The sequence below is a fragment of the Streptomyces sp. NPDC002680 genome, from assembly GCF_042889145.1.
GTDB lineage: Bacteria > Actinomycetota > Actinomycetes > Streptomycetales > Streptomycetaceae > Streptomyces > Streptomyces adonidis.
Genome location: NZ_JBIAQP010000015.1, coordinates 203,736 through 223,492, shown reverse-complemented (window position 1 = coordinate 223,492; position 19,757 = coordinate 203,736). Strand labels below are relative to the sequence as shown.

Below are 19,757 nucleotides of genomic sequence, written 5' to 3'. Positions count from 1 at the left end.
ACAGGTGAAACGAGCTTTGCTTCCCGCTCAGGACTGGTTACGGATGTACCTGATGATCATGATGAAGCCGGGAAGCCCGCTGGCTTGGTTTCAGCCTGCCCAACCCATGTCGTATACCTCGATGCCGTCGAGGTACGTGGCGAACGCGACCCACGACAGCGGCCCCCAGCAGAGTGCGCCGTGCCGACCGCCAGGCGCTGGCCAAGAGTCCCGCCGGACGAGGGCCGCCGCGATCGTCTCGAAGATCTCCTGCCTGCCCTTGTCCGGGAGATTGGCCAGCGCCTCCTCCACCCGAAATGCTAGGTCGACCCTGTACGTCATCGCGCACCCCCGTCCTCGTGATCACTGAGGCAGCAACGTACGGTGGAATGGCTCACCCTGTGACCGCCTGTGGATAACCGCAAATGTCTGTGGATTGCTCACCGCAACCGCGTCACCGACACGACGGCGTGCCGGGTCGTGTCGGCCAGCACCTCCACCATCAGGTCGACGACCACGGCCGTGTACACCTCACCCGTCCTCAAACGGGCCGTGCGCCCCGGCTCAGAAAGGGTCAGCTGCGCCGCGACCTGGGCAGCCAACTGTGTACCGATGGCCCGGGTCAGCCGGACTCGCCCGTCCGGCAGCCGTACGACGAGCGACCTCGGGCGCTTCGCCGGCCCCGTGTAGCCGACCACAGCAGCGTCAGTTGTTTCCGCGTGCCTGACCTTCTTCCATGACGAGGCGCGCCCCGGCCGGTACGGCGACGTCCTGAGCTTCGCGACAACACCCTCGACGCCCGTGCCTTCCAGCGTCTCGTACCAGAGCTGGGCCTCGCTCAGATCGGTCGTCGACCAGACCGGCTCGATCGGCGGGCCGATGCCGGTGAGCGTGTCCAGGAGGGCTTGGCGGCGCTCCATGTACGAAAGCGATCGAAGATCAGGGCCGACGTCGGGGTGGGCCAGGATGTCGAAGGCCACGTAGGTGGCGGGGTGCAGGGCAGCGAGTTCGCGGGCGCGCCGGGGGCTGGAGAGCCCCCGGGACTGCGCCGCCTCGAAGCTGATCCGCGCGCCGCCTTCGCCGGCGGAGAGGTAGACGACGGCCTCACCGTCCAGGATCACACCGGGTGGCAGCCGCATGGCGGCCACGGCGAGATCCATCCAGATCGAGGTGACGTCGCGACCGGTTCTCGACTGCAGCCGAACGCCCTCCTGGGTGCGCCACAGCACGGTTCTGTGGCCGTCGACCTTGATTTCGTAAGCCCATTTTCCGGGCTCGGTCGGCAGCCGAGGCACGGGCTGCGCCAGGGCGACGTCTACGGGCCAGTCCACATGATCAGCCTGCGGCAGCCGGACGACCGCCGCCTGTCAGCCGCCAGTCCGTCCGGCCTCGCAGGCCTGTGTCGTTGTTGTGGAATCATGGCAACTGAGAAGAAACCCGAGGGGGTTGACCTTGGCTGACGTGCTGATCAGGCGCGGAGTTGCCGGACTGCCGAGCGTGTCCCGCTCGGATGTCCCCGGGAACTACCCGTACGAAGCGATCAGGGTGGCGAAGCTCATCCGAGCCGCTGGCTTGACCGTCGAGTTCGAGGACGAGAAGCCTGATCGCACCTACCTGACCCACGACGCATCCGAGTTCTGGTTGCCGATCATTGAGTTCGCCAGGGACGTCGGGAAAGAGACCCTGATCGCAACGCTGACTGGCTTGGTCTCCTCCTACGCGACGATGAAGATCCTCAGGAGGGGCGATTCGTCCGGCGAAGAGGTGACTGTTCCGTCCCCCGTTCTGCACGTGGAGGTAACCCGGCAGGGTGACCTGACCACCAAGCTGGTGATGGACGGCCCGGCCGACTCGGTCCTCGAAGCGATCACCAGGATCGAGAGGTGGGGTTCTGAGGATGAGCGCCGTCAGCTCCCCGAGGGATGAGAACGAAGTCTTCCAGCAGTGCCAGGTCGACCTTGAGCAGGCCAAGGCTGCACGCCACCCCGATCCAGCTGCGCTAGAGATCCTGCGGCGGCTGAGGGGGGAGCTGCGGCAGGTAATGGACCGTTCCGAAGAGCACGACCTTGCCCTCTTCGACCGAGCTCATGAGCTGCTGGACGAGGTAGGCGGATTGCTGAGGCGGGTTTATCCGAAGGCTTGCACCATGGCCTACCGCGACGGCGTCTACTACCGGGAGTGTCCAGTCGATCTTGGGCATCTTCGGGTCGGGTTTAGCGTGGAGACACGCGTGGACGAGTGGGAGTGCTCGATTTGCGGACTTGATCCTGACGAATGCGATCACATCCCCGGTGAGTCGTACGAAGGCCGTAAGTGCCTCGTCCTCATCACGAAGGCCCAGATCCTGGCAGTGGCCCTCGTAGCTAACCCGAGGTTCCGGGATGCGCGCTTCGGCAGCCTGCAGCTCGCCACGTCTACCGAGCTGCGTGCTGCTCTTGGGCCGAATTTTCGGCCGGGAGTGAGGCTCAGCTGCGATAAGTGCCTCGCGGGATGCCATGGCCTCAACCGAAACTTCGATGGGTCGACACACGGCTGATCGAGAGTAACTGGCCGGACGAGACTCGGCGCTGGCGCAGAGTCGCGCTTCCGCGTGCTGGTCGTTCTCGTGGTGCACCCACGAGCTGCTTCACCCCCGTGCCGGTGACACCAGCTCACCGCCACTTCAAGGAGACAGCCTCTAGGCGCGGATGCTGGTGTAGCGCACGCCCGGACCCCACCGTTCCATCGCTGGCGTCATGCACCACTGGCAGAGCGGACACCCGCCCGAGCCGTACCGGTGGGTTTTGCGCTGGCACCCGGCGCAGAGACCGACACGGTCGCCGGGGCAGGTCAGCGCGGACGGGTCCGGCTCGTTGATGGGCGGCGGGGGAGTCGTGGTCATCGGCAGGTCCTGTTCTAGACGATCATCGCAAGTCGCCCAGTCGGCAGGATAACGGGCGGGATGGCACGGGTGTTCGGGGCCGCGCCGTGGCGGCCTCGAAGGGCGGCTAAGTCGATGTGCAGCTGGGTGTCGGGGTGGCAGAACGGGCATGCGGGTACCTCGCCTGCGGTGAGGAGGTGCCGGGCTTCGTCGCGGCTGATCGAACGGTGCCGTTTGCCCGTCATGCCGCAGTCGCCGCCGTGGACCTGGATCGGCTCGCCCGTGCTCCTGCTGAGTTCGACGATCCAGTCCGGGGGCTGCGGCCGGTTGCGGCGGCCGTGTTCCTCTTCGACCTGCCGCTGCTGAAGGTAGGCGATCTTGTGGTCGATGCGCTCCAGCCACAGGGCGTGCCAGACCCGCAGGGTACGCAGGCGGTCCAGGTCGGACGGAAGATCGTCGAACACATTTTTGATTCTATGCCCACGATCCGCCCCTGCGCCTCGCGTGTTCGATTATCTGTTCGATGGCGTGTGGAGCGGGAGGTGGGTCTCGTGAGCGTGGACAGAGAGGTGCGCGGGGTGTCGACGGTGATGCACCTGCGCTGCCCAGACCGGCTGCCCGAGGACACCTTCCGGCAGGTCCTGGAGCTGCTGGCGGAGCTCTCCTCAGTCGTCCAGCATCGGACCCCGCCAGGCGACTGTCCTGCGGGGATACGGCGTGCACTACGTCGGCCTGTTCGCCTCGCTGCCGCCCGCCACCGTGCAGCGCATCCGCGGAGGCCGTGCTGGATTGGCCGTCGACCGCGCCCGCGGCATCGACCCCCGCCCCGTCGCCCCGCGCACCCTGCCCACCTCCACGAGCGTCACCGAGGCCGCCTGATGACACCGGCCGCCCACCGCCCTGTCCACTCCACAGCCCACAGCGGCCACAAAGCGAGGATGATCAGCCAGCCCGCCGTGAAGAACGCGGCCACCACGCCGGGAAGCAGGCGGGCTGCCGTGTCGATGTCCGGGTGGCGGGAGCGTTCGCCGTCCAGCATGGGGCCGGGCAGGTAGTCCACCGCCGTGAGGAAGCCGGTACCGGCGCAGAGGTAGGCGATGGCGGCAAGGAGGAGGGGGGTGCTGTTCACGGACGGCACCGTATCGGCATGGGGCTGCCGGGCGGGGCGGGGAGAGGGTCGGGAAAGCGGCGCGAACGCGGCAAAGCCCCGCGCCCCGTGCGGGGTGGGGCTTCGTAGACCTCCGCTCACGCGGAGAAGGCACAGCATTCGCCGAGCCCCATGGGCGGCCCACGGATCACCTCCGCTCACGCGGAGAGGTCGACTCGAATACGAGCCGACGCAGCCCGGGACTGCGCAGCCTCGTAGCCGATCCGCTCGTCGCGGCCGCGCGGTAGTGCGGTCGATCTTGGGTGACGCGGCCAGGGCATTCGTACAAGAGTCACCGACCGCTGCGCACGGTGTCCACGGACGACCCGGCGGCCCGGGCGGTAGCCGGGGGCTACGGCTGGCCAGTGGCCAGCAGCTCGTGGATCTCACGGGCGTGGGGGACGGTTGCGTGGACGGCGGCTTCGCGTGCGAGGTCACGGTAGCGGCGGCGGACGCGGGCGGAGCCTAATCCGGTGCCGACGGCCGCGGCGTGCTCCGCGGTGGCGTGGGCGGCTTCGAACTGGCCGGTGAACAGCTGGGCTCGGGCGAGGGCGATGGCGTCGAAGGCGCGGGAGCGTACGCGGTGTTCGGCGCGCTGTTCTGCGGCGCTGGCGAGCAGGCCGATCGCGTCTTGAGCGTGCCGGGGGTTGTCCGTGGTGCGGGCGAGGAAGAGCAGGACTTCGCCGAGGGTGGAGGAGAGTTCGGCTTCGTCGAGGTAGGAGACGAAGGCCGGGGCCGGGCCGGGGCTGTCCTCGGTGAAGATCTCCTGGGCGAGGTGGATGGCGCGGAGGGCGTCGCGGGGCAGGCCGAGGAGGGCGGCGAAGCGGGCGTCGAGGGCGTGGAGTCCGGCGCGCAGGACGGGGCTGGCGGTGTTGCGGGTGCCGTACATGGCGAGGGCGATGCAGTCGCGGGCGAGCTGGGGGTGACCGACATAGCCCCAGACGCGGGCGAGGCATTGCAGGAGGTGGGCGGTGAGGTTGCGGTCACCGCTTTCGCGTGCGGCGTGCACGGCGAGGGTCAGGTAGGTGACGGCGTGGGGGTAGTCGGCCGCGTCGTGGGCTGCCCAGCCGACGACGCCGGCGAGATCGCCGAGCTCGCGGAAGAGCGAACGGCCCGCGGATTCGGCGTAGGTGCCGTCTTTGATGGTGGTGTTGGTGGTGGCCAGGTGGGCGGCGGCCATGTAGAGCATGCTGGCGCCGCCGTGCTGGTTGTCCATCTGCCGCAGCGCGGTGGTGTGGGCGGCGATGCGTTCGGCGTCCGTTTGGCCGAGGCGACCGCTCGGGGTGGTGGCGGGCAGCGGGCGGGGCGCGCTCCAGGACCAGGATTCCAGTGCGGTGAGCAGGTGGCGCGGCTCGGCGGGTGGCGGGACGTCGCCGTAGGCGGCCTGCTCTGTGGCTTTCGGACCGGTGGCGAGGGTCGCGCTGGTGGCGCGTTTGAGGTCGGTGAGGATCTCGGCCGGGCCGCGATAGCGGGCCTCATCTGAATCGGCGGCGGGCCCGAGGCCGAGGTCGGCTGCCGACAGGCGGTAGCCGGTGCGCTCGGAGAGGACCTCGGCGATCAGACCGGGGACCGGGTCGCGCGGTTGCTCCCCATCCTCGATCCAGCGGCGTACGCGGGAGCCGTCGGGACGCACCTGGCGGTGGCCAACCAGGGCGGCGTGCTCGGTGATGGCGCGGGCAAGCGCGTTCTTCGACATCCCGGAGAGGCGGAACCAGTAGCGCAGGGCGCTCTCGCCTGACAGCTGGGCGTCCGTGTCGCCCGTCGGCGGCGGGGGTGGCGCCTGGTCGTGGGGCACGGCCGCGGTCCTCTCGGCGGGACGGATGGTGCGTGACCGGGGTGTTGCTGAAGGTAGCGCACATTATGCGGGCGGCGTCCGGGCGGGTCGAGAGCGCGCGCAACGGCGCTCAGGGCACCGGCACTTCGCCCACCGTTTCGCCGGGGCTTCGCCGAGGGCGCGCTGTCTTGGACCGCCAGGTGGGATGCGCACACGGTGGCCCCCATCGATTACTGGGAGACGGAGGGCTGCTGATGGGTGCTCACCTCGCCGTGGTCTGGCCCCGGCCGCTGGGCGGCACGGAGGCATGGACGGATGCGGTGCGGCTGCGTCAGGTTGTCGCGCAGTTACTCGACCGGCCGTCGGCCGCGATCGACCTGACAGTGGAGCCAGCCGTCACCGGGGACATCCTGGGCCGGGACAGGATTGAGGCGGCATTGTGGCTGCCGCATGGCGCGATCCCTACGGAGGCGTGCCGCCGGATGGTGTTGCGCGGGCACGGCGTCGGGGTGTGGACCGGGGTGCTCGAAGACCCGTGGGGGCCGCAGGGCAGGGCCTACAGCTTCGGGCCGCAGGCCCTGGAGGCGCACTCGCAGTGTGTGAGGCGCGGCTGCGGCCCGCAGCAGGCGAGCGCCGCCGCTGCGGCTCGGCATCTGGTGCAGCACCACCGGGTGCCGCTGGCCGGTCCCCGCGCCGGGCTGGCCCGGTGGCGGGATGGCGAACAGCGGGCTCGGCTGCTGCTCGGCGGTAAGGACGTGGCGCTGCGGCGGCTCGCGGCCCTGCTCAGTGGTGTTCGGGTCGATACGGGGCTGTCGGTGTTCTGGCGGGAGTGGGCGAGCGATCCGGGCCGGGTGCACGGGGCGATCGCCGACCGCTACGGGCACGAGCCGTTGATCGTCCGGTCCTGCGCCGATGGCGAGGACGGATGGGAACGCTCGGGCGCGGGGGCGTTCGCGAGCGTGCCGGTCCCTGCCCCCGCACAACCCGAGGCCGTCGCGCGCGCGGTCGGCGAGGTGTTCGCCTCCTACGGCAGGGGCGGGCCGGAGGCTCGGGTGCTGGTGCAGCGGTGGCTGAATCCGGTCCAGGCAGCCGGGGTGGTCACGACCCGGACCCTGGCCGGGGCGCCGTACTACACGGCGACGGTGGACCTGGTCTCAGGCAGGACCGACACGGTGACCTCCGGGTGCGGCAAGGGGGTGCAGACCTGGTACGTGCGCCGCGCGGCGGCCAGCTGCGGGTCCGGTCCGGTCCGCGCGGACCGGCTGCCGGCGGCGGTGGCGCAGCTACTGGAGGCCGCAGTGGAGACCGAGGCCTGTGCCGGCACAAGCCGGCTGGATGTGGAGGTCGCACTCGCGGACGGGGCGGCACATCTGCTGCAAGCCCGCCCGCTGGCCGCCGTCCGGACGACCGACGACGACGCCGTCGAGCACGTGTTGGAAGTGGCCGCGCGGCATGTGGAGCGGCTGGCCCTGCGCCGCGCGTCCCGGCTGGGCGATGCGCCGGTTGTCCTGTCGAACATGGCGGACTGGAACCCTGCGGAGATGCTCGGCCGCCGCCCCTCGCCGCTGGCCGTCTCGCTGTACCGGATACTGATCACCGACCGGACCTGGGCGGTGCAGCGGGCCGAGTACGGCTACCGCGACCTGCGCGGCATCCCGCTGCTGCACCAAGTGGCCGGCTCCCCCTATATCGACGCCACCGCGAGCCTGACCTCGTTCATCCCGGCAGGCGTGGAGGAGCCGCTGGCGCAGGCCGTTCTCACGGCGATGGCCGAACGGCTGGCCGATGACCCGACCGCGCATGACAAGGTCGAGTTCGAGATCGCGGCGACCTGCTGGACACCCCGCGTTGGCCAGCGCACGGCCTACCTGGCGGGGGCCGGGATCGGCTCAGCCGCCCGCCGCAGGCTGGCCGAACACCTGCTCTTCGTGACGAGGCGAGGCATCGACCGGCTACCCGCCGATGCGGCGGCGATGGACCGTACGGGCTGGCCAACCATTGCGGACGCACGGCCGGAGACGCTCAAGGCGACGCTGGCCACCGCACGGACAGCGGCCGTGCGGTTCGCACACCTGGCCCGGGCCGCATTCGTGGCCACTGACCTTCTCCGGGCGATCCACGACGAGGGCCTGGGCGAACTGGGGCCTGCGTGGATGCGCGGCCTGGGCACGGTCACGGCGGTGCTGCAGCACGACGCCGCCCGCACCGCCTCCGGGCATCTGGCGTGGGAGGAGTTCGTGGCCCGCTACCGGTGGATGCGACCCGGCACCTACGACCTGACCGTGCCCGCGTACGGCGACGACCCCGACGGCTACCTGCGCCCGCTGCTCACAGTCCCCGCCGCCCCCAGCACCGACGTGGTGGCTCCATGGACGGCGGGCCATACGGAAGCCGTCGCCCGCGCGGTTGCCCCGCTGAGCGTGGACGCTACGGGGCTGGAGGCGTTCTGCCGGGCCGCGATCACCGGCCGGGAGCGGGGCAAGGCCGCCTACGCGGCTTGGGTCAGCGCGGTGCTGGAGGCCGTCGCCGCCCGCGGCAGCGTGCGCGGCATCGACCGCGAGAGTATGCGGCACCTGCACATCGGCGAGGTCCTTGCCGTCCACCCGGGCCGGTGGCCCGGCCTGATCGCCCGGCGCCGGGCTCGCGCCCAGGTGTGCGCGCTGGCCGAACTGCCTGACGTGATCACCGGGGTGTCGGACCTGGACTGCTTCGCCCGCGGTCTGGGGCGTACGAACTTCGTCGGCACGGGGAAGGCGTCCGGGCCGGTGCACACCGTGCCCACACCGGCGTGCCCGCCTCCGCCCGGGGCCGTGATCGTGCTGGAGGCCGCCGACCCCGGCTACGACTGGATCTTCGCCCACCATCCGGCCGCGCTGGTCACCGCCTACGGCGGCGCCAACAGCCACATGGCGATCCGGTGCGCCGAACTCGGCATCCCCGCCGCGATCGGCACCGGCCCCGCCCTCCACGCCTCCTGTGTTGCCGCGCGGCGCCTGGCCGTGGACGCCGGCGGCAGCCGCGTGGACGTGCTGTCATGACACCCCGCACCGAATCGGGCTGGGTCGCAGTCACCCAGCGCCACGTGCGATTCGAGCACAGGGACGAGGCGGGCGACTACCTCGATACGCGGTGGATGGCACACCTGACCGGCCACCGGCTGCTGCTGATTCCCAATCACCTGGCCACGGTCCGCCGCACCCTGGCCGGGCTGCCGCTCGCCGCGATCCTGCTGACCGGCGGCAACGACCTCTCCGGCGCTCCGGGCGGCACAGACCTCGCGCCCGAACGGGATGAGACCGAGGGCTGGCTGCTCGACCACGCCCAACGGCACCAGGTGCCGGTCATCGGGGTGTGCCGCGGCGCCCAGGCACTCGCCGTACGGGCAGGCGCCCGCGTCGCCGACGGCCGCCTCCGCCATGCCGGAACCCGCCACAGGGTGCACACCGTCGCCCAGACGCCCTGGGAGTGGCCCGACACGTTCACCGTTTCCTCCCACCACCGCTACATCCTGCCCGCCGCGGGCCTGCCCGACGAACTGCGGGTGCTGGCGCTCGCCGACGGCGACAGCACCGTCGAAGCCTTCGTCCACCGGCGCCTGCCCTGGTGGGGGCTGATGTGGCACCCCGAACGCGAGGACCCTCCGGGCCCCGCCGCCCGCGCCCTGCACCACCTGCTCCATCACCAAGCCACCCGACCCGTCTGAAGGTGCACCTGACATGCATGCCGTCATCCTGGCCGCAGGCCGAGGCTCCCGCCTCGGCCCCCTGAGCGACCTGCGCCCCAAGCCCCTCCTGCCGTTGGCCGGCCTCCCGCTACTGACCCGCCTGCTCACCAGCCTCCACGCCGCGGGATGCACACCGGTCACCCTCGTCACCGGCTACCGCGCCGACGTACTCGCCGCCCACGCGGGCGGGTGCCGTACTGTCCACAACCCACGCTGGGAGCAGACCAGCATCGCCGCGAGCCTGCTCGCCGCCGCCGACGCCGGAGCCCTCGACGAGGACGCCATCGTCACCTACGGCGACATCGTCGCCGAGCCGGCCGTGTTCACCACCCTGCTCGCCGCGCCCGCCGCTGATGTGTGCCTGCCGGTCAACACCGGCTGGCTGCCCCTGTGGCAAGCCCGCATGGACAACCCCCTCGACGACGCCGAACGCCTCCGCCTGGACGCCGAGGGACGGCTGCTCGCCATCGGTGGCACCCCCGCCGGCCTGGACGAGGTGCACGCCCAGTTCATGGGCATCGTGCGCCTCAGCCGGGCCGGTGCCGCCGACCTCATGAGCTTCTACCGCCGCGCGCTGAGCCGGGATGAGGCTGCGGCCCGCTGGGACACCACCGCCCTGCTCGCCGCCTGGTTGCGGGCGGGTGGCCACGCGGCCACTGTGCCGGTGCCCGGCGGCTGGCTGGAGATCGACACCCCCGACGACCTGGCCGTCTACGAGGACCTGCACGCCCACGGCGAGCTGGACGGCCTGTGCGACCTGAATACCACCGCCCCCGAAGGAGTTGTACGCGATGGCTGATCCCCGGATGCCGCTTGCTGGTGAGCACGTGCACTTTTCCGGCCTGGGCGGCAAGGGCATCGCCCCGGCCGCCTCCCTCGCCCACACCGCCGGGATGATCGTCACCGGTGACGACATGGTGCCCAACCACCGCACCCGCGCGCTCGCGGCCGAGGGCGTCACGGTCACCATCGGCGCCAACACCGTCCCCGACGGGGCCAGCCTGCACGTCGCCAGCGCCGCCCTGCCGCCCGGCCCTCACACCGGCCCGCGGCGGATGGCCCGCCTGGAGTTCGTCCAGCACCTGTTCGCGGCCCACCGCAAGCGCCTGATCGCCGTCGCCGGGTCGCTGGGCAAGTCGACCGCCGCCACTCTGCTGCACCGCATCCTCACCCCCTACGCCCCGTCGGCGTACATCGGCGCCGACGTCCCCGGCCTCCTGTGCGGCGGCCAGCTCGCTGCGGGCGAGTGGGCGATCGTCGAGGCATGCGAATACCAGGCCGCCTACCGCGCCCTCACACCGGAGATCGTCATCGCGCTCAACCTCGTCCAGAACCACGAAGACCACTTCGGCCCCGGCACAGCCGCCTTCGAGCGCAGCCTCACCGGCTTCCTCACCGCCCCGCCCGCGCCACCCCGCCTCGCCGTCCTGCCCGACGAGGTCGCTGCCCTCCTCGAACCCCACCTCGCAGCCACCGAGACACGGTTGACGGTGGAAACCGTCGGCGAGGACGCCGACTGGAGCGTCGACATCACCGGCGCCGACCCGCACAGCACCACCTTCGCCCTCGCCCAGCACGGCACCCACGCGGGGACGTGGACCGTGCCCGCCCCGGGCCGACATCTGGTCACCGCCGCCGCGTGCGGACTGGTCACCGCCCTGCACCTGGGCATCAGCCCCGCCGACAGCGCCGAGGCGCTGGCCGGCTTCCGGCTGCCGCGCCGCCGGATGAGCACCATGCACCACGACGACAAACTCGTCCTCGTCGACGACAACGCCCGCCAGCCCGGCCAGGCCGCAGCCCTCCTCCAGGCCCTACGCCAGGCATACCCCGACCGGCACATCGTCGTCGCGGTGGCCCCCTGGGGGACGAAGAACCAACGTGACCTCTCGGCCTGGGCACTGGGCCTGTCCGAGGCGGACACTGTGTGGGTGCTGCCCGTGGGCGACGCCGCAGTCCCCGGCGGCGAGGCACCCGACGCTGACATCCGGCTCGCCGAACTCATCCGTCTGGAGGGAACCCCCGCCTACGCCATCCGCCGCAGCGGACAACTACCGCTGCCGGACGGCCGGACCACCGAGCCCGTGCTGATCGCCACCGCCGGGTATGACGCCAGCCTGGAGACGTTCTCCGCACTCCACGACCAAGCCGTCACCGCCTTCGGCGCTCAGCCCGCCCCGGCCTCATGAGCGGCCGCCACCTCACCCGCACACGGGTCACCCTCGCCCTGGTGGCAGCCTTGGCCGACGGCCGCCTCGTCGTCGGCCCGGACGGATCGCCCCCGACCACCGAACTCCCGCCCGACGAAGAGCAGTCCAGCGCGGTGCGGCGCTTGGAAGACCGCCTCGGTCTGTCTCACGACGCGATGCCCCGCATGGCGGCGTGTGACCTCGCAGGAGGAGAGAACGACACGGTGACGGAGCACCGGATCATGTGGCGAGGCCCGCTCCCAGCCTCGTGGACGGCGCCGACGCCCTACCGCACAGTGCCGGTCGGCCAGGCCCTGGCTGCACTCCGTCAGCGGGAGGCAGGTCGGGTTCGGGCGGCCTGCCGCGCCGGGCTCCTCGGCGACACCGTCCGACTTCACTGCGGCCGCCGTCCCGGCATCCGGCCGTCCAAGGCGGAGCGCACCGGGGCCCGCTTCGCCTGGCACCCGGCCATCCACGTACCCGAGGGGCACCCGGTCCGTCAGGTGTGGGGGTGGCTGACCGATCCTGACGGCCGTGTCCTGGTCCTGCTGGACCGGTTCGGGGCGCCCAGTCTGCCCGGAGGCCAGCCCGAGCCCGGCGAGAACTGGGCCGACGCCATGGCCCGGGAAGCTGCCGAGGAGTCCTCCGCCTGCCTCGGTGCGCCGGTCTTGCTCGGCTTCCAGCAGGTCGACGAGCACAACCAAGCGCCTTACGCGCAGCTGCGGATGACCGCGCCATTGCTGGGGCTGGGGCCGGCAGCGCCTGATCCGGACAGCGGTGAGACCTACCGCCGTGTCCTTGTTCCGGCCCGGCAGGCCAATCTGCTGCTCGGCTGGGGCCCGGAGGGCGATGCCCAGGTGGCCGCCGTCACCGATCACTGCCGTACGCTCCCGTCCGCCGCACTCCGCTGCGTCCCTGAGCGAGGATGGGCACCGGCGAGCGCGGAGGAGGTCCCGGGCCAGGTCAGCGGACCAAGGGCTCGGCCAGGGCGTTGACGTCGCCGGCGCCGATCAGCATCACCACGTCGCCGCCCGTCGCCTCGTCCTGGAGCTGTCGCGCGAGTTGGTCCCGGCCCGGCGACATCCGCATCTGGGGGGCCCTGCCGTCGACGTCGGCCGCGAGCCGCTCGGCGACGTGCGTCCACTCCTCTGGGTTCTCCCGGGCCGGGTAGACCGGCTCAACCCACGCCAGGTCGGCGGTGGCCAGCGCATCGAGGAACTCGGTCTGGAACTGCTGGGTGCGGCTGAACAGGTGCGGCTGGAAGACGGCCAACACCCGCCCGCGGCCCGCGACCTGGCGAGCCGCCGCCAAAGCGGCGGCCACCTCCACCGGGTGGTGGGCGTAGTCGTCATACACCCGCGCCCCCGAGGCGGTCTTGCCCCGCAACTCGAACCGGCGTGCCAGCCCGGGGAAGGCCAGCAGGGCGTTACGGACGTCCCCGGTCGCACAGCCGGCACGACGGGCGATCTCGACCACCAGCGCGGCATTGTGCAGCTGGTGCACGCCCGGCTGGTTGACCTCGTACACCTCGCCGTCCAGGCGGAACCGCATCGGCTCACCATCGATGAGCTCCGGCTCCGCTACGGTCATGTCCGGCACAAAGGGCCGCAGGTGCTCGGCGGCCTGCGCGGAGACCACCGCCACCTTCGCCTTGGCGGCAAACTCGCCCAGCACCCGCGCCACGTCCGCGATGTTCTGGTAGGCGCCGCCGTCCCCGACATGGTCCAGGTCGACGTTCGTCACCACCGCGGTGTGCACCTGATAGTTCAGCAGGCTCTTGTCGGACTCGTCCGCCTCGATCACCAGAGTGCCGCCGGATCCTGCGGCCGCGTGCACCCCGGGCGGGCGCAGCAGGGCGCCTACCACGTAGCTCGGGTCCTTTCCGCAGAAGGCCAGTACGTGCGCGAGCAGCGCAGCCGTGCTCGACTTGCCGTGCGCCCCGCCAACCGCCACCGTCTCGTGCAGAGCCGTGATCTGCGTCAGCAGCCCCGAGCGGTGCAGCTCGCCCAGGCCCTTGCGGCTGGCCTCGGCACGCTCGATGTTCTCCGGCCTGATGGCGCTGGAGAACACCACCTCCGCCGGTGCGTCAGGGACGCTGCCGGTGTCGTGACCGATCGTCACCCCTGTTACGCCGTTGCGCTCCAGAGACTCCGTGTAGATGGTCTTCTTGGCGTCGCTGCCGCTGACGTGGGCGCCCAGCTCCCGGGCCACGAGGGCCAGCCCAGACATGCCGCACCCCCCGATCCCGATGAAGTGAAGACGACGGTCAGCGAACGGCTTACGGATATCTGGCATGACTCGGAGCCTACCGGCGCACCCCTCGGCCCCGGCGTACGTCAAGGGCGCCTGCGGCGGCGCGGCGCAGATGCCGAGTAGCTAAGTGGTGCTGATGTGCTGTCAAGAGGCGCATTTGTGCGAGTCGCTAGCCGGGGCGTGATGAACCGGCAGCCATAGCATGAACTGTGGCGTGCCGCGACTGGAACTGTCACCCGGCCGCGGCACGTTCCTTGTGCGGTGTCATTGAGGTGGCAGTGCTTGGAGTAGTGGGAGTTGCGGCCTCTCGGCCTGCGAGATGCGATGAGGAGGTGAAGGGGAAACCTGGCATCGAAGGTTGTCGTTGCCGTATGGCCCATCGGCGACGTGTCTGTCGGCGTCGACCACCTCCCCGGTCTGCGGCATCCACGTCTGAGAGCCGGTACCGGATGGAGTTGGTCGGGCTGGTCGCCGTCAGCCTGCCAGGGCTCGCCGCTCTGGCTGCGTTGCTGTTCACCTGGATGCAGGTGGGGCAGGCCACTAAGGAACTGCGGATTTCTGAGCAGGGGCAGATCACCAGCCGGTTCAATGCCGCGATCGGCAATCTGGGATCGGAGTCCCTAGACGTCCGGTTGGGCGGCATCTACGCCCTGCAGCGCATCATGGAGGACTCGGCCCGCGACCATCCCACGGTCGTCTCCGTGCTGGCCGCCTTCGCACAGCAGCACGCCGGGTCGAGTAAGGGCAGCCTGAAGGAACCGCTGGCGGAGGAACCCGACGCCCACAGACCGAAGGCCGACGTCCGGGCCGCTACCGCCGCCCTGGCAAAACGCCGCGCCGACCGCGACGGCGGAACGGTCGTCGACCTGAGCAAGACCGATCTCCGCGGCCTTGTCTTCACAGACAAGGCGGCTTCCATCAGGCTTCCAAGAGCGAATTTTTCCGACGCGGACCTCCGCTGGGCCGACCTGACCGGTGCGGACCTCCGCAAGGCGATTTTCGCTAACGCGAACCTGCACAGTTCCGTCCTTGGTGAGACGAACTTCAGGGGCGCCGACCTTACAGGGGCGAAACTTACCGCCGCGTGGCTACCGGGCGCGGATCTTCGCGAAGCAGTCCTGGAGTGCGAATTTATTATCGATGTTGATACGGAGACGGGTTGCGCGGACCTGCAGAACGTCACCCTGAACGGCTCGGACCTTCGAAATGCCAAGATGGCCGACGCCGACCTTCGCGGAGGGTACATGCAGAGGACGGACTTCCGTGGCGCGGACCTCTCCCACGCGGACTTCCGTGGCGCGGACCTCTCCTACGCGGACTTCCGTGGCGCAACGCTGACCGGTGTGAAGCTGGCTGGCGCGACACGGAACGGCGCTCGCGGGCTTCCGCGTGCAGATTAACCGGCTGTGCGACCGGCTCAGGGGGTAGCCAAGAAGGTTCCGCAGCGCGGCAATTGCCGAGAGGAGCTTGGAGTACGCAGCGACTGGGAAGCCGTCTTTCCACTGGTCCCTCAACAGGGAACACGCTGCCTTGTCGGCGGCCTCGGCGAGGTAGAGGTCGACGACATCGCGGTCGAGGAGGGTGCCGTTGAGCGCGTACGTATTGATGACCTTGTCCACCAGGTGGGCACGGTCCCACGTCGGTGCAACGGGCATGCCGCGGTTGTCGTACCACTGCAGGGACACGGGCCGAGGGGTGTTCATGGAGAGGCATCTCCTTGTTCGGGCGAGGACGGGCAGCCCTCAGCCCTGTACGTCGGAGTACCGATTCCTGTTACGGCTTCGCCGTATCCGCTGGTCAACAGCCCGGGAAGTGCATCGATCACCAAGGCCATGCGGATGGGCGGGCCACAGGGACCCCGACAAGGCCGCCCGCACCCGTGCGCACAGTCAGCGGCTGTTGCCTGGGCCCCGGGACACCAGAGCGGCGTACGACGGGCTGCCCGCCGTACGCCGTGCCGGCCTATTCGCTCTTCGGCTCGCCTGCTGCTAGTCCGGGAGCGATTCGGGCGCACCGCGCCGCGTACTCCTCAAGGTGATGTTCCTCGAACTCTGTGGCTCTCCAGTCGGCGGCTTGGACGTCTCCGCCTGGCCAGACGTACGCCCACCCCAACTTGCCGTTAGACAGGGGGACTTCCCGGAGTTCGTAGTGCTCGTCCTCGAATGCGTCGAGGATGCGCCACTCGTGGTTGTCGAGGTTGAGCAAGACCGCGCCGGAAGCCGATCTGCCGCCCGCTTGGACAAGACCTGGATAGACCCGGCCCTTGAGTTTGGCCGCACGGTACCCGGGGGCGGAGGCAGGTACCTGCTCCGGTATTCGGCCCAACAGGGCCTTGAGAACGGCATCGAACTGGAGCGTGCCGTAGACGAACAGCACGTCGGGAGCGTGCGCGAGTCGGTCCCGGCGACCAGAGGTCTCCGGGACCGGGGTGGGACTTGTGATCGTTTGTGTCATGTGCGTTCCGGGGCTAGGTGGAGGGCAGGTACATCGCGTCGTAGAGGGGTGACTCTTCGGCGTGCTTGATCTGTCCCATAATCGTGTACCCCCATCGCAGGTAAGCATCGTGGGCAGGCTGGTTGTCGACGATGCAGGTCAGGGCGGTGACGCTCTCTGCGCGTCCGGCAATGACCGTGTCGTGGATCTGACGTCCGAGCCCCTGGTTCTGCAGCTCAGGGAGGACCATCAGCTCCCGTAGCCAGAAGATGCCCTCGGCCTCGGCCAAGTCGATCAGTTCGGCGGGCCGACGGTCGTCGAGGGAGATCCACCAAGGCTTGTCAGCGGGCAGGGTCGCGCCGTGCACGTATCCCACAATTCGCCCGTCGAGCCAGGCGGTGACGGTTTCGAATCCCTTGGTGTCGAAGGCCGCTTCGAGGCGGGTCCGGAAAGTGTCGACGGAGAAGAACTCGTCACCGATGTAGGGCGGGACGTCGTACACCTTGGCGTACACGTCGACCAGCTCGGAAGTAATGTTCTTCGCCGACTTCGCGTCGTGCCGCTGGAACTCCGGGTCCACGGTGTGCACTCTCCTTTTGCTGGCTCACGCGACGTGAGTACTAATCTGTTCGAGTAGATCCCCAACGCCTCGGGCGCTGCGATGGGGGAGCATCCCGTCATGGATGATCTTCAGCTGTCCGGCTGTTCGGGCAGACGACATTCCGCTCTCAACAAGTCGAAGGGCGTCGGACGCGGCCGACATGCCGTGATCGACATCGCCGTTCGCGACTGCCGCGACTGCCAGTCGGCCGAGGCACATGCCCCGGTTTCTGGAGTGGGTGACATCTTGTAGTGCTTCCGACCGTGCCAGGAGTTTCTGGGCGCGCGCCGTCTGCCCAAGGTCGAGGCGACACATGCCCTCCAGACAGGTCAGCTCTGCGAGGTTGAGGAAGAAGGCCCAGTCCGGGTCCCGCTCGTTGTCGCCGCGCTCCCACTCCGTCCACGCCCGTTTGATGGCGGCCTCGCAGTTGAAGTCGTCCCCCAGCCGTGCGTGCCCCTGCGCTTCTCGAATCGAGAGGAGGGCGGCGACACGGCTGGGCGCACCCCACAGCTCCGCGTGGCGCTGGCCGAGCTTGGAGAAGCGCACAGCCTCTCGTCCCTTGTTCAAGTCGACGGCCTGTCGGGCCATGTTGCTCAGTGTGCGGCTGGCAAGTACGTCGTCGCCGGAGAAGTTGGCGGAATTCAGTGCCTCGGAGAAGTACTGACGCGCCTGGGTCTGGAGGCCGGCGTCGTAACAGAACCAGCCGAGCGACGTGGTCAACTTTCCGGCTAGGGCATGCAGTTGCTGCCCCAGCGGCTCGTCGTAGATGCCCCGGTCGATCATGTGGTGCGTCCAGAGCAGATGCGCCCGCGTTGGACGCCAGAGCCGGTTCGCGCCGAACTGCTGGTCGATCGCGTAGTTGTCGTCTGCGGCGGCCGACAGTAGCTCCACTTCCTCCGGAGCGATCCGCCACTCACCAGAGCGGTTGGTACCGGTGGTGGTCTCGGCTAGCCACGGTGGTGGCGCCTCATCTGTTAGCGGGCTTGAAGCGGATGCGATCAAGAGAGGGCCTGCCGAAGAAGCCTGACTGGCCAGCGGTACCGGCGTAAGTACCAGGGGGACGTCATCGGGCTGCGGTGGTCGCAGCCCGAGTTCCTCCACGGGGCGCTTCCAGTAGGCGGCAAGTACCGCGCGGGCGTCCGGGTGCGGCCAAGGGGGAGGCTCCTCGCCTTCCCATTTGCGCAGCTGTCTTGCACTGAACGTGGGGAGCGAGCCGATACGGCCCTCATCGCGGAGGCGCCGGGCAAGGACGGTGAGTTTGTCGACCATCGCCTCTTGAGTCAGGTTCGCTCTGATGCGTAACCGCCTGAGTTCACGCATGGCCACCCCTTGCCGTCTGGTTTCGCCCTCACGGTAGCGACTCTGGTGCCGGTGCGTGAGGGGTCCCCACTGAAAAGCCCTGGTCAGAAGGAAAGGGCCGGTGAAAGGGCCGCCGAAGGGCCGGTTAAGGGCTGGCAGAGTTCCGGGGAAAAGACCTGTTCACCGCGCGGCGCATTCGCTGCACTGGGTCACACCGCACACACCGGGTGTGTCGTCGTGATGCCGGGAGGGCTCATGGAAACCTGCGAACGGGCCGAGACTGAGGCACTGTCCGCGTGGTTTGCGACAGCGACTCCTGACCCGAACACGGCGATCGGCCTCTGGGAGGAGAACCCCCATCTCCCCCGGCGACTTCAGTGCGGCGTGGCCTTCGACATAGTGATGGCCGACAGGTCACTTGTGGGTATGGCGTACCAGCTTCTCGCCCAGTACGAGCAGCCGCTTGGCCCCGCAGTGCTGTTCACCAACCTCCGTTCCGCGGCTGTGCTCGTGCCGGTAGGCACCGCCTCGCGCTGGCATGGACTGATGGCCACAGCCAAATGGCCCGAACGTCAGCCCCGACCCGCCTGCCTCAGCGTCGGGCACGTGATCCTCGTGCCCTCACCCCGGCCAGCCAGTTTGCTCGCGCAGTGGCTGGAGCCGCCCGACGACGAGCAGATCATTGGCGGCGCGCCGCTGCTCACCAGCCCCGTCCCGCTCGCACGGTGCATCACGGAGGCCCAGGCCCTCCTCGGTCCAAGCAAACGCCCCCCTTTGCGTAGGACCGTGTCGGCCGTCAGGACTCTCCTGCACTCCCCCCAGAGGACTTGATGATGATGATGACGACCGCCGTACTGGCTGAGAGTGAACGTCCGAGCAAGATCATGAATCAGGAAGTTTCCGGTGCCTCCAGCGTTGTTGGATCAACCAGCGTGATGGAGGCTCCGGTCGTACTGCCGTCGTTTTTTGACGTTGCTGTACGCGCCGATCCGTCGCGTGTCGAGCATGCGCGGCGCATCACTAAGGCGTGGTTGAGTCGGCGGTGTCTGATGGCGGAGGACCGTACTGACGTCCTTGTGGTCGTGATCAGCGAGTTGTGTACCAACGCGATCGTGCATGGCCGTGTCGACGAGTTCGGGCTGCGCGGCCGGATGGGACCCGATGGCCGAGTCCGCCTCGAAGTGCGGGACGCCCCCTCGGCGGTTCCCTCGCCACAGCACGTTGACTCGGGGGCCGAGAGCGGCCGGGGCCTGCTCCTGGTCGATGCTTTTATCACGGAGTTGGGCGGTGCTTGGGGCTTTACTCCGGACGGCGCGACTGCCTGGTGCGAGGTACCGCTCACGCCGGCACGAGTGGGTCCAGCGCCACTCCCGGGGTCCTCACGATGACCGCCGACTCGGAGACTTCCCCAATGACGAGGACGGCTGAGGCCTCTTCCTCACCCGCTCCATCGGCAACGACCCTTTGCGCGAAGGACGATGACATGGAACACGCCGTG

At 69.6% G+C, this 19,757-nt stretch carries 21 protein-coding genes; 10 read left to right on the top strand and 11 right to left on the bottom strand.

The window, feature by feature from the left end:
* Positions 1-90: 90 nt before the first annotated feature.
* Both ACFYXF_RS35045 and ACFYXF_RS35040 read right to left on the bottom strand, forming a co-directional pair.
* On the bottom strand, positions 91-321 hold the full coding sequence (locus tag ACFYXF_RS35045; RefSeq protein WP_389355867.1) for a hypothetical protein: 231 nt from the start codon (positions 319-321) through the stop codon (positions 91-93).
* 98 nt (positions 322-419) lie between these two features.
* The gene (locus ACFYXF_RS35040) at positions 420-1,310 is read right to left on the bottom strand and encodes a DNA ligase (RefSeq protein WP_389355865.1); all 891 of its coding nucleotides are present in this window, start codon (positions 1,308-1,310) and stop codon (positions 420-422) included.
* 121 nt (positions 1,311-1,431) lie between these two features.
* Between ACFYXF_RS35040 and ACFYXF_RS35035 the strand changes: the two genes are divergently transcribed.
* Both ACFYXF_RS35035 and ACFYXF_RS35030 read left to right on the top strand, forming a co-directional pair.
* Entirely contained in the window at positions 1,432-1,905 is a 474-nt protein-coding gene (locus ACFYXF_RS35035; RefSeq protein WP_389355863.1) for a hypothetical protein, read from the top strand.
* The gene (locus ACFYXF_RS35030) at positions 1,877-2,515 is read left to right on the top strand and encodes a hypothetical protein (RefSeq protein ID WP_389355861.1); all 639 of its coding nucleotides are present in this window, start codon (positions 1,877-1,879) and stop codon (positions 2,513-2,515) included. Before ACFYXF_RS35035 ends, ACFYXF_RS35030 begins: the two co-directional genes overlap by 29 nt.
* Before the next feature lie 141 nt (positions 2,516-2,656).
* Here ACFYXF_RS35030 and ACFYXF_RS35025 read toward each other — a convergent pair whose 3' ends face one another.
* On the bottom strand, positions 2,657-2,860 hold the full coding sequence (locus ACFYXF_RS35025) for a hypothetical protein (RefSeq protein ID WP_389355859.1): 204 nt from the start codon (positions 2,858-2,860) through the stop codon (positions 2,657-2,659).
* Between the two features lie 14 nt (positions 2,861-2,874).
* Positions 2,875-3,303, bottom strand: coding sequence for a DUF6233 domain-containing protein (locus ACFYXF_RS35020; RefSeq protein WP_389355857.1), 429 nt, complete (start codon positions 3,301-3,303; stop codon positions 2,875-2,877).
* A gap of 253 nt (positions 3,304-3,556) precedes the next feature.
* Here ACFYXF_RS35020 and ACFYXF_RS35015 point away from each other — a divergent pair, with 253 nt between their 5' ends.
* Positions 3,557-3,718: a hypothetical protein gene (locus tag ACFYXF_RS35015; RefSeq protein ID WP_389355855.1), complete on the top strand. Its 162-nt coding sequence runs from the start codon at positions 3,557-3,559 to the stop codon at positions 3,716-3,718.
* On the opposite strand, the gene ACFYXF_RS35010 is transcribed toward ACFYXF_RS35015, so the two are convergent.
* Both ACFYXF_RS35010 and ACFYXF_RS35005 read right to left on the bottom strand, forming a co-directional pair.
* Positions 3,702-3,968, bottom strand: coding sequence for a hypothetical protein (locus ACFYXF_RS35010; RefSeq protein ID WP_389355853.1), 267 nt, complete (start codon positions 3,966-3,968; stop codon positions 3,702-3,704). The genes ACFYXF_RS35015 and ACFYXF_RS35010 overlap by 17 nt on opposite strands.
* 370 nt (positions 3,969-4,338) lie before the next feature.
* Complete coding sequence (locus tag ACFYXF_RS35005) at positions 4,339-5,781, bottom strand: transcriptional regulator (protein ID WP_389355851.1); 1,443 nt, start codon at positions 5,779-5,781, stop codon at positions 4,339-4,341.
* Between the two features lie 233 nt (positions 5,782-6,014).
* On the opposite strand from ACFYXF_RS35005, the gene ACFYXF_RS35000 reads away from it, so the two are divergent.
* Genes ACFYXF_RS35000 through ACFYXF_RS34980 form a run of 5 tightly spaced genes read left to right on the top strand, consistent with a single transcriptional unit; the run spans position 6,015 to position 12,668 of the window.
* Complete coding sequence (locus ACFYXF_RS35000; RefSeq protein WP_389355849.1) at positions 6,015-8,798, top strand: PEP-utilizing enzyme; 2,784 nt, start codon at positions 6,015-6,017, stop codon at positions 8,796-8,798.
* 44 nt (positions 8,799-8,842) lie between these two features.
* Complete coding sequence (locus ACFYXF_RS34995; protein ID WP_389355847.1) at positions 8,843-9,463, top strand: gamma-glutamyl-gamma-aminobutyrate hydrolase family protein; 621 nt, start codon at positions 8,843-8,845, stop codon at positions 9,461-9,463.
* A 13-nt stretch (positions 9,464-9,476) separates the two neighbouring features.
* Entirely contained in the window at positions 9,477-10,283 is an 807-nt protein-coding gene (locus ACFYXF_RS34990) for an NTP transferase domain-containing protein (RefSeq protein WP_389355845.1), read from the top strand.
* A complete protein-coding gene (locus tag ACFYXF_RS34985) occupies positions 10,276-11,673 on the top strand; it encodes a Mur ligase domain-containing protein (protein WP_389355843.1) in 1,398 nt (465 codons plus the stop codon). Before ACFYXF_RS34990 ends, ACFYXF_RS34985 begins: the two co-directional genes overlap by 8 nt.
* Positions 11,670-12,668, top strand: a complete 999-nt coding sequence (locus tag ACFYXF_RS34980) for an NUDIX domain-containing protein (RefSeq protein WP_389355842.1) — start codon at positions 11,670-11,672, stop codon at positions 12,666-12,668. The genes ACFYXF_RS34985 and ACFYXF_RS34980 overlap by 4 nt, the downstream gene beginning before the upstream one ends.
* On the opposite strand, the gene murC is transcribed toward ACFYXF_RS34980, so the two are convergent.
* The gene (murC, locus tag ACFYXF_RS34975; protein WP_389355840.1) at positions 12,637-13,968 is read right to left on the bottom strand and encodes a UDP-N-acetylmuramate--L-alanine ligase; all 1,332 of its coding nucleotides are present in this window, start codon (positions 13,966-13,968) and stop codon (positions 12,637-12,639) included. The genes ACFYXF_RS34980 and murC overlap by 32 nt on opposite strands.
* 407 nt (positions 13,969-14,375) lie before the next feature.
* Here murC and ACFYXF_RS34970 point away from each other — a divergent pair, with 407 nt between their 5' ends.
* Positions 14,376-15,326: a pentapeptide repeat-containing protein gene (locus ACFYXF_RS34970; protein WP_389355838.1), complete on the top strand. Its 951-nt coding sequence runs from the start codon at positions 14,376-14,378 to the stop codon at positions 15,324-15,326.
* A 562-nt stretch (positions 15,327-15,888) separates the two neighbouring features.
* On the opposite strand, the gene ACFYXF_RS34965 is transcribed toward ACFYXF_RS34970, so the two are convergent.
* From ACFYXF_RS34965 to ACFYXF_RS34950, 4 genes are all read right to left on the bottom strand, one after another.
* Positions 15,889-16,302: a gamma-glutamylcyclotransferase family protein gene (locus ACFYXF_RS34965; protein ID WP_389355836.1), complete on the bottom strand. Its 414-nt coding sequence runs from the start codon at positions 16,300-16,302 to the stop codon at positions 15,889-15,891.
* Between the two features lie 91 nt (positions 16,303-16,393).
* Positions 16,394-16,939, bottom strand: a complete 546-nt coding sequence (locus tag ACFYXF_RS34960; RefSeq protein WP_389355834.1) for a GNAT family N-acetyltransferase — start codon at positions 16,937-16,939, stop codon at positions 16,394-16,396.
* Positions 16,940-16,963: 24 nt separating this feature from the next.
* Positions 16,964-18,280 carry a hypothetical protein gene (locus tag ACFYXF_RS34955; RefSeq protein WP_389355832.1) on the bottom strand — a complete coding sequence of 439 codons (1,317 nt, stop codon included), beginning with the start codon at positions 18,278-18,280 and terminating at the stop codon, positions 16,964-16,966.
* A gap of 393 nt (positions 18,281-18,673) precedes the next feature.
* Positions 18,674-18,799 carry a hypothetical protein gene (locus tag ACFYXF_RS34950; protein WP_389355831.1) on the bottom strand — a complete coding sequence of 42 codons (126 nt, stop codon included), beginning with the start codon at positions 18,797-18,799 and terminating at the stop codon, positions 18,674-18,676.
* Positions 18,800-19,089: 290 nt separating this feature from the next.
* Between ACFYXF_RS34950 and ACFYXF_RS34945 the strand changes: the two genes are divergently transcribed.
* Positions 19,090-19,647 carry an ATP-binding protein gene (locus tag ACFYXF_RS34945; RefSeq protein WP_389355829.1) on the top strand — a complete coding sequence of 186 codons (558 nt, stop codon included), beginning with the start codon at positions 19,090-19,092 and terminating at the stop codon, positions 19,645-19,647.
* Positions 19,648-19,757 lie beyond the last annotated feature (110 nt).

Coding starts and splice junctions, on each gene's coding strand:
- ACFYXF_RS35045 (WP_389355867.1), bottom strand. CDS start 321: ATGACGTACAGGGTCGACCTAGCATTTCGGGTGGAGGAGGCGCTGGCC.
- ACFYXF_RS35030 (WP_389355861.1), top strand. CDS start 1,877: ATGAGCGCCGTCAGCTCCCCGAGGGATGAGAACGAAGTCTTCCAGCAG.
- ACFYXF_RS35025 (WP_389355859.1), bottom strand. CDS start 2,860: ATGACCACGACTCCCCCGCCGCCCATCAACGAGCCGGACCCGTCCGCG.
- ACFYXF_RS35000 (WP_389355849.1), top strand. CDS start 6,015: ATGGGTGCTCACCTCGCCGTGGTCTGGCCCCGGCCGCTGGGCGGCACG.
- ACFYXF_RS34990 (WP_389355845.1), top strand. CDS start 9,477: ATGCATGCCGTCATCCTGGCCGCAGGCCGAGGCTCCCGCCTCGGCCCC.
- ACFYXF_RS34985 (WP_389355843.1), top strand. CDS start 10,276: ATGGCTGATCCCCGGATGCCGCTTGCTGGTGAGCACGTGCACTTTTCC.
- ACFYXF_RS34980 (WP_389355842.1), top strand. CDS start 11,670: ATGAGCGGCCGCCACCTCACCCGCACACGGGTCACCCTCGCCCTGGTG.
- murC (WP_389355840.1), bottom strand. CDS start 13,968: ATGCCAGATATCCGTAAGCCGTTCGCTGACCGTCGTCTTCACTTCATC.
- ACFYXF_RS34970 (WP_389355838.1), top strand. CDS start 14,376: ATGGAGTTGGTCGGGCTGGTCGCCGTCAGCCTGCCAGGGCTCGCCGCT.
- ACFYXF_RS34955 (WP_389355832.1), bottom strand. CDS start 18,280: ATGCGTGAACTCAGGCGGTTACGCATCAGAGCGAACCTGACTCAAGAG.
- ACFYXF_RS34950 (WP_389355831.1), bottom strand. CDS start 18,799: ATGCCAGCGCGAGGCGGTGCCTACCGGCACGAGCACAGCCGCGGAACG.
- ACFYXF_RS34945 (WP_389355829.1), top strand. CDS start 19,090: ATGATGATGATGACGACCGCCGTACTGGCTGAGAGTGAACGTCCGAGC.